9 protein-coding genes are annotated in these 12,545 nt (G+C 45.5%); all 9 read left to right on the top strand.

Going from position 1 to position 12,545, the window contains the following annotated elements; all coding sequences use genetic code 11:
• Window positions 1-4: 4 nt before the first annotated feature.
• Window positions 5-3,142, top strand: a complete 3,138-nt coding sequence (locus FFM84_RS05405; protein ID WP_130844633.1) for an AAA family ATPase — start codon at window positions 5-7, stop codon at window positions 3,140-3,142.
• A 568-nt stretch (window positions 3,143-3,710) separates the two neighbouring features.
• On the top strand, window positions 3,711-4,394 hold the full coding sequence (locus tag FFM84_RS05400) for an HAD family hydrolase (protein WP_130844634.1): 684 nt from the start codon (window positions 3,711-3,713) through the stop codon (window positions 4,392-4,394).
• Between the two features lie 43 nt (window positions 4,395-4,437).
• Window positions 4,438-5,631: an AAA family ATPase gene (locus FFM84_RS05395; RefSeq protein WP_130844635.1), complete on the top strand. Its 1,194-nt coding sequence runs from the start codon at window positions 4,438-4,440 to the stop codon at window positions 5,629-5,631.
• A 12-nt stretch (window positions 5,632-5,643) separates the two neighbouring features.
• Entirely contained in the window at window positions 5,644-6,972 is a 1,329-nt protein-coding gene (locus tag FFM84_RS05390; protein WP_130844636.1) for a vWA domain-containing protein, read from the top strand.
• Window positions 6,965-7,264 carry a hypothetical protein gene (locus FFM84_RS05385; protein ID WP_130844637.1) on the top strand — a complete coding sequence of 100 codons (300 nt, stop codon included), beginning with the start codon at window positions 6,965-6,967 and terminating at the stop codon, window positions 7,262-7,264. The genes FFM84_RS05390 and FFM84_RS05385 overlap by 8 nt, the downstream gene beginning before the upstream one ends.
• Window positions 7,265-7,672: 408 nt before the next feature.
• Window positions 7,673-10,114: a BspA family leucine-rich repeat surface protein gene (locus FFM84_RS05380; protein WP_130844638.1), complete on the top strand. Its 2,442-nt coding sequence runs from the start codon at window positions 7,673-7,675 to the stop codon at window positions 10,112-10,114.
• 8 nt (window positions 10,115-10,122) lie between these two features.
• Window positions 10,123-10,506, top strand: a complete 384-nt coding sequence (locus FFM84_RS05375) for an EF2685/EF0750 family sortase-dependent surface protein (protein ID WP_165444475.1) — start codon at window positions 10,123-10,125, stop codon at window positions 10,504-10,506.
• Window positions 10,503-11,096, top strand: a complete 594-nt coding sequence (locus FFM84_RS05370; protein WP_130844640.1) for a WxL domain-containing protein — start codon at window positions 10,503-10,505, stop codon at window positions 11,094-11,096. Before FFM84_RS05375 ends, FFM84_RS05370 begins: the two co-directional genes overlap by 4 nt.
• The gene (locus tag FFM84_RS05365) at window positions 11,077-12,126 is read left to right on the top strand and encodes a WxLIP family cell surface protein (RefSeq protein ID WP_130844641.1); all 1,050 of its coding nucleotides are present in this window, start codon (window positions 11,077-11,079) and stop codon (window positions 12,124-12,126) included. The genes FFM84_RS05370 and FFM84_RS05365 overlap by 20 nt, the downstream gene beginning before the upstream one ends.
• The last annotated feature ends 419 nt before the right edge of the window (window positions 12,127-12,545 follow it).

Here is a 12,545-nt window from a genome sequence, read left to right as displayed (position 1 = left end):
ACCCATGCGACCCTTAACCTTAACCTTAGACTATTTTGGGCCTTATCGGCATCAAACGATTGATTTTACCAAATTCAACGATTTCCCTGTATTCCTAATTAGCGGCAAGACGGGAGCTGGTAAAACAACGATTTTTGATGCGATGTGCTTTGCCCTTTTTGGTGGCACTTCTGGCGGTGATCGTGAAGTTAAACAAATGCGGTCAGACTTCGCCACCGACGATGAAAATACTCAGGTGAGTTTTACGTTTGAACATCAACAACGAACTTATGAGATCGTTCGAGAACCTGAGCAGATCATCGCCAAAAAACGTGGTACGGGGACGCATAAACAGATTGCCAAAGTATCATTAACGGTTTTTGATGAAGCTGGTCAAGAAATTGAGCAATTTGTTAAAGTCAATGCGGTCCAGAACTACATTCGTGACTTACTACAGTTGACCCGGGAACAATTTGCTCAGATTGTACTATTACCACAGGGCCAATTTCGACAATTCTTAATGGCCAATAGTGACGATAAGGAAAAAGTTCTGCGTGATATTTTTGGGACGCGGTTATATAGTCGTTGGTCGTTACAATTAAGGCAACAGTTAAAGCAAGCTCAGGCGACTAATGCGGCGGCAACGCAAACCTTACAGACGTATCAACATCAGTTAACTTGGGCTGATTTGTCAGCTGATGATGCGGCAGCGTTAGCGCCACAAGCGGCAGTTGATCAGAAAATGATTGAACAAGCGGCCCAGACTCAGCAACAAAGTGAGTTAGCAATAGCCTTAAAAACGGCTAAAACTGCGTTGGAAAAAGCCCAAGCTGATGAGCAAGCCGGGAAAGCCTTAGAACAACAGCAAATTGAGCTAACCCGACTACAAGAAGAACAGCATCAATTGATGGCGCAAGCGCCTACGATTGATCAGCAACGTGATCAAATTGCGACATTGGAATGGGCACAACAACTTGCCCCTACCCTGAAACAATTGACGTCGGCACAAACGCAAGTGACACAACAAACAGCTACTCAACAGCAATTAGCTACGAAAATGGCGCAAGTGACAGCGGCGTTGCAAGATGCACAAGTCACAATCAAGCAATACCAAGCTCAAGCCGATGGTGCTAGTGAACGGCAGACTTTGATCACGACATTAACAACTGCTCAAGCGGTCTATGAGCAAGTTGCCCAAACCCAGGCAGCGCTACAACGAGCTGAGATTGTTGCGCAACAAGCCCAGGCTTTACCAGCAAAGTTAGCCGCGCAAATCGATCAATTAACGACGCAACAAACGACGTTAACGCAAACTAGTGCTACGTTGCCGACGTTACTTAAACAGGCGGCCCAATTGACTAGTCGTGCACGTGATCTGGAAGCCGTAACGACTCAAGTGGCAGCAGTCGTTCAACAACAGCAAGTCGTGGCTAAGCAAAAGGCTGCGGTTCAAGCCCAAGCAACCATGGTCACAACCCAAACGATTCAAGCCCAACAGGCGTTGGCACATTATCAGCAATTGGATAGCGACTGGGCCCAAGCACAGATCGCCATTTTGAGTCAGCGGCTAAAACCAGGCACGCCTTGTCCAGTTTGTGGTGCCACTAGTCACCCGCAGCCCGCCAGCACGAGTGCAGTGACGATTACCGAGGATGATCTCAAAACGGCTCAAACTGATAGTACTGCGGCTGCCGCACAACAGGCGGCTGCTGAGAGTCAATTGACTAGTTTAACGACACAATATGAAGCTGGTCAGGCCCAATTACAAGAGTTGATGGCGACTTTAAAGACGGTTGCCACTGACAAATTAGCGTTGACGTGCACGACTTTGTCGCAAGTACGGGCGGATTTAGCGCAAATACAAACGCAAGTGGCAACCGATCAAGCAACCAATCAAACCGCACAAACAGTTGCACAACAGGCACATGATCAATTACCAGCATTGGCCCAGCAGCTAACTGACTTAACTAAACAGCAACAACAAGCAACCGATCAAGTGACCACCGCGCAACAAAAAGTGGTGCAATTAAAACAACAATTAGCTGATCAACAGGCACGCTTATCTCCCGAATTTGCGACATTGGCCGAATTGCAAACCCATTTGCAACACTTAAAGCAAGCGCAACAACAATATGAACAAGGTCACGCCGATGCCCAAGCAACTCAGCAACAGTTAAGTGAACAACAAGCTGCCTTGAAGGCGCAACAAACGTCAACAGCTCAATATTTAACAACGGCTCAGACGACGGTTACTGAGACGATGGCGACTTTAACCACCGCGATGCAAGCCCAATGGGAGGCAGTAGATCTCGACCGACTCACGACATTAGTCAACCAGAATGATCAATTGGCCCAGTTGCGGCAACAAGTGCAAACTTATGAGCAACGAACGGCTCAATTAGCGGGGCAATTAGCGGCTATTCAAAAAAATATTGGCGATCAACCCGCACCTGATTTGGCCCAGTTAGCTGCCGCTACCCAGGCTGCCAGCGCGACGGCTACCCAAGTTGAGCAACAGTATTATGATTTAACGCAACAGTTGCAGCATAACCAGCAGTTGGTCCAACAGATGCAAGCAACTTTAGCGCAGGTGAAGACGCAGCAAGCCGATTTAGCCCAACTGGCTGAATTATCGGCGGTAGCGAATGGGACGGGACAACAAAAGCTTAGTTTGGAACGGTTTGTCTTACAGACTTACTTGCAAAAGGTGTTAATTGTGGCTAACCCACGATTACAACAATTAACTGGCGGCCGCTATCAATTCCAATTAGAAGCGGCTGTTGGGACTCATCGTAACGGGACCGGACTGGAAATTAATGTTTACGATGATAATGCGGGTAAGGTTCGTAGTGTGCATACGTTATCTGGAGGCGAAAGCTTTATTGCCGCTTTATCGTTGGCGTTAGCTTTAGCGGAAGTGATTCAAGCCCAAGCCGGTGGTATCAAGATTGATGCGTTATTTATTGATGAAGGGTTTGGGTCCTTAGATGAAGAGGCTTTAGCGATGGCCATGGAAGCCTTACAAACGGTGGAAGGACAATCACGGATGATTGGCATTATTAGTCATGTGAGCGAATTGGAAGAACAGTTGCCCGCGCAACTACAAGTAATACCAAATGGCAACGGTGAAAGCCATATTGAGTATCAGTTGAGCTTTGACTAAAGGTTGAAAGTTAAGTATGACGGTAAAAGCTTTACTAGAATTGACTTAAGTCATGTTAAATTGATCACCTACGCCAGTCAGTGATTCTGCCGGGTGGGGACCGGCTCCAGCCAAAGTACGGGCTTCCACCTCGCTTTTGAGTCTAGCCAAAACCACTAGTCTCAAAAGTCGTCCATATCGTAAAGTCCGGAAAAATCACCCGGACTAACGATATTTTTACGGCCGGCGCCATCACTGGCTGGCTCCGGTTGTATTGCGAATACCAATAGCGGTCACTATCATAACCGAGAGTGAGCGCACATTGAGCCCAGCCGTGGGGGCTCTTAGCGATTTATCGCTTAGAGCCAGGCGTTTTTGAAACGCGGTTTAGGCGGTTCAAAAACGACGGTTCAGACCGTTTTTTGGCTGAACCGGTCCGCCCACAGCGTTCCGGCTCAAGGTGGGCGAACGGTAGGTGGCAAGTATGACTAGTTTTGATCGATAAATGCTTATCATATCAACGATTATTACTAAAAATAGCTTTCAACCTTTAGGCTTTGACTAGAACAGTGAGAAAGGCGGTTAGTGTGTGAAAAAATATGCCATTTTTGATTTAGATAATACGTTATTAGATTTTACGCGCGGTGAGACAGAGGGGGTCACCCACTTCCTTCATAAATATGGCGTAACTGATTTACAACGTGGATTACAGGTGTATCATCAAGTGAATCAACGGGCGTGGCAAGCGATTGAACAAGGTGCTGAGCGCGATCCGTTACTAAATCGTCGCTTTGAACAAACCTTTCAACGTATGGGATTAACGGTGACTGATCCGATCGTGGAACAACAGTATCGTCGGCATTTAGACCATAATTACTATACCTTAGCGGGCGCCCATGCGTTGTTGGCCCATTTGAAGAAGGCCCAGGTGACATTGATTGCGGGGACCAACGGGATAAAAGCCACGCAGTTAAGCCGTTTGGCCGGGTCAGGATTGGATGTTTACTTCGACCAACTCTATATTTCAGAGGATGTTGGGTTTGCTAAACCCGATGCACGCTTCTTTCAACCGATTTTTAAGCAAAATCCAAGCTTAGACTCAACCAATACCTTAATGATTGGTGATGGCTTACGGTCGGATATTTTAGGTGCGCAACAAGTTGAATTGCCGAGTGTTTGGTTTAATCCGGCTCATTTAACGAATGAAACGGCCGTAAAACCGACCTATGAGGTTGATCATTTAGCGACGATTGAAACATTGGTTTTAGCGTAACGGGGTGTTTCACGTGAAACAGTCATGAAAGGAGTCTTAGTGGATGGCGTTATCCTATCAAGCGTTATTGGCGGCAGTACCGGTGGTTTTAAAAGCCGGCAATGTCCCAAATATTGTAGGTGAAGCAGGAATTGGTAAATCTGCATTAGTAGCTGAAGTGGCACAACGGATGCATGCCAAGTTGTTTACAACGGTGGTGAGTTTATCGGAAAAAGGTGATCTTGCCATTCCGGTGCCACCGCTAACCAGCGACTCGTTTATTCAAACGCAAGCTTATGGTCAATTGGCCGATGTGCAGTTTGGGTATGCACATACGTTGATCCAAATTATTCAGGCGGCCGAAGCTCAGCCAGAACAGCCGATTATTTGGTTTTTAGATGAATTCAATCGCGGGACGCAGGCTGTCCAAAGCGAGTTAATGAATTTAGTATTGCAACGCACGATCAATACGCTAACCTTGCCGTCACAAGTCCAATTGATTTTAGCGGAAAACCCGGATGCTAGTATGACTGGTTTTGAAAATAGTCATTACGGGGTGGTGGCTGGAGATGCAGCGATTAAGGATCGAACTGTCCGATTGGTTATGCGAGCCGACGCCGGTGATTGGTTGAAGTGGGCTGCTGAAAAACCAACTGGGCAGACTCAGCCTAATATTCACCCATTGATCCAACAGTTTATTGGTGCGGATGTGACGCGCTTAAATCAAACTGATGCCCAAGGTGATCTTGTGGCAACGCCGCGTGCGTGGCAGCGTGTCTCACGCAACTTATTTGAATTGGAAAAGTTGCCGGCTGATACTCAAACGATCGTCGCTTTGGATATATTTCAAGGGGACATTGGACCAGTACTGGGATTAGCGTTTCAACAGTTTCTGGAACAACAAGCGATTCAACTTACGCCGGCACAACTCTATGCGAGTCAACCAGTCGGCGCGGTGGTCCCGGCACCAGTTTTACGGCAATTCAAAGCCATGAGTGAGCCGCAAAAAAGTGCCGTGCTAGGTAGCTGTTTACAATTGACCAGTCAGTACCCGCTCGTTCAGGATCAGTATGCTGGGCGCTTCTTGCAACTGTTACAGACGATCAGTCAAGATGGTCAGTTCGCGTTGGTTCAACAAATTGGTCAACAGCAAGATTTATTGAAACAACTTTACACGGCAACTATTGCGCAACAAAGTCCGTATGTAACGGCTCTTTATCAGTATTTACAACAAGTGGCTAGTTGGTCGAACCAGTAGGGAGGGGCAACCATGATTAATCATGCTAGTGCCTATGCACAGTGGCGAGAACAACTGCTGCAGTTGCCAGCCGCGGAACAAACAGCAACTGGGACGATCATGTTACAACGGGCGTTGATTGATTTGTTGGCAAGTGATCAGTTTTATGGTGAAGTTTTGCTACGATTGCCGCGACAAGTAGCGGTTCAATTGACAACGCCATTAGCGTTAACGTGGCAAGCCAATCGGTTAACGTTGCAGTTTGCACCGCAACGATTGGCCCAAACCTTTACCCGTTTTGATGAATTAGAAGCGGGGCTAAAACACGTGGCTTTACATGTCATTTGGCAACATCCCTTGCGCTATCGTCAGCAAGTTCGATCTCAAGGTGAACTGGTCCGTTTGGCAACGGATTTGGCAGTCAATCAATACGTGACTGGCTTACCAGCCAACAGTCCACAACTTGCGACTGTGCAGCCGATGGTTGCGCAGCCGTTACCGCGATATGCAGATTCGCAAGTTTATTTACGGTTACTACAGCAGCAATCTCAGTCCCAATCAGCATCACAATCGGGACCGACTGCCGGCAATGGGCAGCACCTAACGACTGGCTCACAACCAACAACGATGATTGACAATCCTGATCAGTGGTCAGCGGATGTTGGACAGATATCGAATCCTAATCTCGCCCAAGCCCGACTACAACAATTAGTACAAACCGCTTGGAATCAAACGCCGACAGCCGCGCGAGGAACAGTTCCGGGACGTGTTCAAGCTGCTTTAAAACGATTGCGACAACCAGCAGTTGTTGATTGGCGGCAACTGTTAGCTCGTCGTTTGGGCCAAATGCCAGCTGGTCGACGGCCGTCACGGGCCCGGTTTAATCGGCGTCAACCTGCCCGGATGGAATTACCGGGACAAGTTAGTGATTATCGGCTGCAAATTCAAGTGTACGTCGATCATTCTGGTTCAATTAGTGATCAAACGTTGCAGCAGCTGCTAGGTCAAGTCGCGACCTTAACGCAGGTGATGACGGTCACGATTACGGTGCAAGCCTTTGATGCCAAGGTGCATACTGGTCAACGCTACCAAGTGACTGATCCGCAACAAATACAATTTAAACGAACTGGTGGCGGGGGAACGGTTTATCAAAGGGTGTTTGATGACCTACAGCAGCGCCACATGACTAATCAGCAGACCATCGCGTTAATCTTGACGGATGGTCAAGGCGAAACAACGGTTGACTCGCATGACTTTACCAATGTTATTTGGTTATTGGCAACACCACAGGCTAAGTTGTCGGTGCAGCCGGTGATTGGTCAAGTGGTTCCGTTGACGTTAGGAGATGATGTCGATGACTAAACCATTAGCACCAGCGGATATGCAGTCATTATTGACGCATGATCAGCGATACGTCCGGGCAGCGGCGATTTTGAAGGATCAGTGGTTGAACGTTGTTGCCAATGAAGACCGTTTGGATCGCCAACGAATTCAACCCGAAGATTTACAATTCGCTAAAGCTTTAGTTGCAAGTGGGGCGTTAACCAGCCGATGGGATTTTGGCAGTTATGCGGGTGTCCAAAAGATACGCCAACAGTTTGGCAATCAGCTTAGTTCGGCTGCACAGCGTATATTAATCCAACCTTATGTCTAATAAAATGGTCCAAGACAAAAAGTCTTGAACCATTTTATTTTTTTATGATCATGAACGGTAAGTATACTTTCAATCGTAATGAGTAAGTAATGATAAAGCAGTTAAATATATATAACATTATTAATAATGTAGGTGTGTAACCTTGACCTGAAAACGGATTCTTGATAATATACCATAGATTAGACTTAACTATTAATAATTAATTTATTTGTTTATTTTTTTGAGGGAAATTGCAATAATTTGTAGCGTGATTAATGGCTATAGCCGTCAAAGAAAATGTGACAACTTATCATTGGCGCATGGTTTAATATAATATGTTTTAGTCAAAATTATAAGAGATCGTACACTTATATAGTGTACCAAGTTAATCATTGATCACTATTAATTTAAAGTAAGGAGGGGATAGCGATGCGCAAATGGCCGGTCACGGTGGCGCTATTAATCTTTAGTTTTGTAGCTGGTATCGTTAGTCAACCAGTTGCGACTTTAGTGACCGCGCAAGCCGCTAGCGAGACAACCGCGACTAGTAGCAGTGCTGCAACGTTGAATACGGAAACGACTGCTAGCCAAGTTTTGGCTCAAGATAATGCAGCTAGTGATGATGAGTCGAGTACTGAAACGACCACAGCCACTGAAGAAAGCCAGACAACTGATAGCTCAAGCGACGTCGCGACAAGTAGTAGTGATAGTACTGACACTAATGAAAGTACCAGCAATAGTTCAGCGACGGCATCAAGTGTGGCTAAAGCCACGAAGAGTGCTGCCGCGGATGATGCTAGTAATATTGGTTCGGGAAATGTTGGCACGGTTGAGTGGTATATTAACGCTGCTGGTGAGTTACATTTGGCAGCCGGCGATTTTGGAACTGACTTGCAGGTGCATCAAGGTGCTGCGGAGTCACCGTGGGCTTCTGCTTGGAGTACAAATTATGCGAGTCAAATTAAAAAAGTGGTCTTTGATGGCGCCGTCACGGTTTCAACCAATACGTCACTAAAAAGTCTGTTTGCTGGGCTAACGGCTTTAACGAGTGTCGAAAATCTGAGCCAATTACAAACAGCGAATGTGACCAGTCTACAAGGTATGTTTCTTGGTGATACGGCCTTAACATCGGTTGATTTTACTGGAAACGACTTGAGCCATGTCACCGATATGAGTGGAATGTTTAAAAATTGTACCAGTTTAGGAACCCTCGCCACGACGAATTGGAATGTTAGTAGTGTGACAACCATGGCTGACATGTTTAATGGTTGTAAAAATTTGACGACACTAGATGTTGCTAATTGGAAGGTTGGACAAGTCACAGATCTTGGTAATATGTTTGCGTCATGTAGCAAATTGTTGAGTTTAGACTTAGGTGCTTGGGACGTCAGTAAGGTGACAACCATGATATTAATGTTTTCTGGCTGTGCTGCGTTAAAAACGATTGGGGATACCGATAACTGGCAAACTAATAGCTTGACTAATTTGGGGTCGACGTTTATAAATTGTGCCGCGCTAACAACGATTGGCGTAACCAATTGGAATGTCAGTAAGGTGACGTCGATGTACAACTTGTTTTCTGGTTGTACGAGCCTAACGAGTCTATCCCTTGACAATTGGCAAACGGATAGTGTGACGATTATGAGTTATATGTTTCGTGGTGATAGCTCGTTAACAACACTGAACGTTAAAAATCTTAAGACAAGTAAAGTATCGTCACTTGCGTCTGTATTTTACGGTTGTTCAAAGTTAAAAGCTTTAGATATCGGTGACTGGGATGTTAGCAGTGTCAACACAATGGCTAGTACTTTTTTTGGTTGTACTGCGCTAACAAGTTTAGCGATTAGTAATTGGGATACTAGTAAAGTGACTATACTGTCCTCTACGTTCCAGGGCAGTGGCCTGTCCACTTTAGATTTATCCGGTTGGCAGACCAATCTTGTGACAACCATGGCTACGACGTTTAAATCAATGGCTAATTTAACCGACTTAGATATTAGTAGCTGGTCAACGGCAAAAGTGACGACTTATACTGACATGTTTGCCAGTAGTTCCAAGCTATCACATGTGAAGCTGGGCTCGAATTTTGGGTTTAAAGGTGCGTCGATGGCGTTACCAACGCCTAGTACAACGGCACCCTATTATGGTAAGTGGCAATATGGCACTAAGGGTTCGACTTACACGGCGGCCGAATTGGTTAGTGCCTATGATGGCACCACCATGGCTGGTGACTATTACTGGGCCAAGCAAGGAACAGTCAACGTGGTTTATTTAAATGAAGATGGTGATCAACTGGCAACCGCGACCCTCAATGGGCCGATTGGGGATGCTTATACGACCACTGCCAAAACATTGACTGGTTATACGTTGTCTGAAACACCGTCCAACGCCACGGGGGTCTACACAGATGCCCCAATTACGGTCACGTATCAATACACGGGACAATTGACATTAGTATCGGCACCAACAACGTTTGACTTCGGTACACATACGATTAGTGCCGATACCGAAACTTATGATTTAACGGCGCAAGATACTGATTTGACGGTTCAAAGTACTCACAAAAATGGTTCAAGTTGGTCGTTACAAGCACAACTAACCCAAGATTTTATAGGTACCGACACGAATCGAGCATTAAATGCCAAACTTTACTATCAAGATGAAAGTGGTCAACAAACACGGATCACGACCACTGGTTTTACACCCGTTATAACAACGACGTCTACTTCCAAAGATCAAGTTGATGTGTCACAAGATTGGTTAGGCAGCGGTGCCGGCTTAAAATTAACGGTTCCTGCTGGGAGTGCACTTAAGGATAATTACAGTGCGACGATTGAATGGAATTTGTCAGATACGGTTGCCAACGAATAGGAGACGAGATGAAAAAGCGACGGTTAATGCTAATAGGAGTGGCCTTGTTGGGGTGGTATGGACAGCCGTTGACTAGTCAAGCAAATACGACTAATAGTCAAGCGCAAGTTGGTTTTTACGGCACTTATCATCCAAAGAAAAAAAGTGAGCAGGCATCGTCGGCTGCTCACATTCAGGATGACCAAGTCAAGACCAACAAACAGTCCCACAAGCATCAGGCAAAGGTAGTTAAGAAGACCACTAGTCACGCGGCCATCAATGATCCGCCAAGTTGGCGGCGGTGGTTGCCACAAACCGGTGAAGAAATAGGTTACGTGGCAGCGTTGCTAGGCATGATTTTGTTATTGTTGTTAATTCTTGTCAAAAAAAGAAAACGGGGTAAATACGAATGAAAAAAGCACTTTTAAGCGGCATGCTCGCCACAGCGTTATTAACTGGTTTAACGGTAACAGCTAATGCTGACTCTACCTCTACAGGTACGATTGGCTTTGAAGCTGGGAGTTTGATTATTGATGATGGTGGGACAGATTTGAGTACGGCTAATTTGGATTTTGGCTCAAATGAGATTAGCAATGCCGATAAAACTTATAGCAATACGAATACCACAGCGCAAGCAACGGTTAACGATTTGCGTGGGAGCAATGCTGGTTGGACATTAGGTGTCGCTCAAACTGGCCAATTTAGTTATACTGATAGCAACAGTAAGACGCATACATTAGATAATGCGACGATGACGTTAAATGGGACATTAGGATCAGATTCAACAACGGGCGTCGGGTCAACTGTAAAGACTGGGGTAACGTTAACGCCGGACAACCAGTCAGCAACGTTGATGTATGCCACAGAAGGCAATGGTAATGGGAAGTCAATCGCCGACATTTCCGGTTCAACATTAGCGGTTCCAGGTGCAACGGTTAAAGTTCAAGGCAACTATACGACGACTTTAACTTGGGAACTAACGGATGGTGTTACTAACGGTTAGTCGGGTAAAACTGACAATATTGACGGTCATTATCGGCGTAATGGCGATGGTTACCGGAGCCCAAGCTGCGAACAGCGGTGTCGGTTTTGAAGTAGCGGCAGTGCGTTCAAGTCGGCAGGTCAATCAGCAAGTGTCATACTTTGATCTTAAGCTCAAGCCCGGTCAAACGACCAATATTGCAGTTAAAGTCAAAAATACTAGCGATCACGTGATTACGGTTAATACGGCGGTGTCCAAAGCCACGACTAATAATCATGGTGTGGTTGAATATAAAAAAATTAAAAGTGATTTGAGCGTTGATTTGCCGGCGAATTTTGAACAAGTGGTGACAACTAAGACACGCAAGCTACATTTGGCTAAAGGCGCCACCAAAACAGTCACTTATCAAGTTAAAATGCCTAAAAAACGATTTAGTGGTGTGCTGGTTGGGGGCTTAACCTTTTTGAAACCAGCTGATCAGCAAAAATCAAAATCGGCAATGGCAGTACGTAATCAGTATTCATATACGATTGCGACAGTTTTGCATGGGACCAAAGACTTAACCAAAAATAACCTAACGTTAGGCAAGGTTAAGGCTAGCCAAACCAATGGTCACAATGCGATTAGTTTGTTTTTGGAAAATCACACGGCCGCCTTTTTAAATCAAGTGAAGACTAAAGTTAAGATTTATCAACGCGGTGGCCAAAAGGTTGTTTATCAACAAACAACGAGCAATGGTCAAATGGCCCCTAGTTCGATTTATAAATTACCGTTACAAGTTGGTCAAACCAAACTTAAAGCGGGAAAATATACGGCTAAGGTAAAAGTGACGTCTAAAAAGCAACATTGGACGTTTACGAAAGACTTTACGATTACTAGCGATGAAGCTAATAAGCTCAACCAGCGGGCTAATTTACCGCAATCACACTGGTTACGGTGGTTGCTCTTAGGCTTGTTATTACTCTTGCTACTGTTATTGCTGATTTGGTACATTCATCGCAAGCAGAAACGGATTAAAGCTTTAGAACAACAGCTAAAAGATAAAGAATAACTGATGATAGTCGTTAAAGAAAATTAGCCTGATCTAAGGTATTTTCAAATGAAAAATAGTGGGATAAAAGGCGAAGAATAGCCTTTTATCCCACTATTTTACTTTAAATTGACTAAAGGTTGTGATGATTAAAAATAGAAGCGACTTGCCGCCTACCATTCGCCCACCTTGAGCCGGAACGCTGTGGGTGGACCGGTTCAGCCAAAAAGCGGTCTGAACCGTCGTTTTGAACCACCAACCCCGTGTTTCAAAAGCGCCAGACTATAAGCGATAAATCGCTAAGAGCCTCCCACGGCTGGGCTCAATGTGAGCTCACTCTCGGCTATGATGGTTACTAAATCAATTAACGACTACAAGATAACCGGAGCCAGCCAGTGATGGCGCCGGCCGTGAAAACATCGTTAGTCCGGATGGTTTTG

The organism is Lactiplantibacillus mudanjiangensis (genome assembly GCF_005405385.1).
Taxonomy (GTDB): domain Bacteria; phylum Bacillota; class Bacilli; order Lactobacillales; family Lactobacillaceae; genus Lactiplantibacillus; species Lactiplantibacillus mudanjiangensis.
Note: the sequence above shows the minus strand (reverse complement) of the source record. Positions and strands in the feature narration are given on the sequence as shown.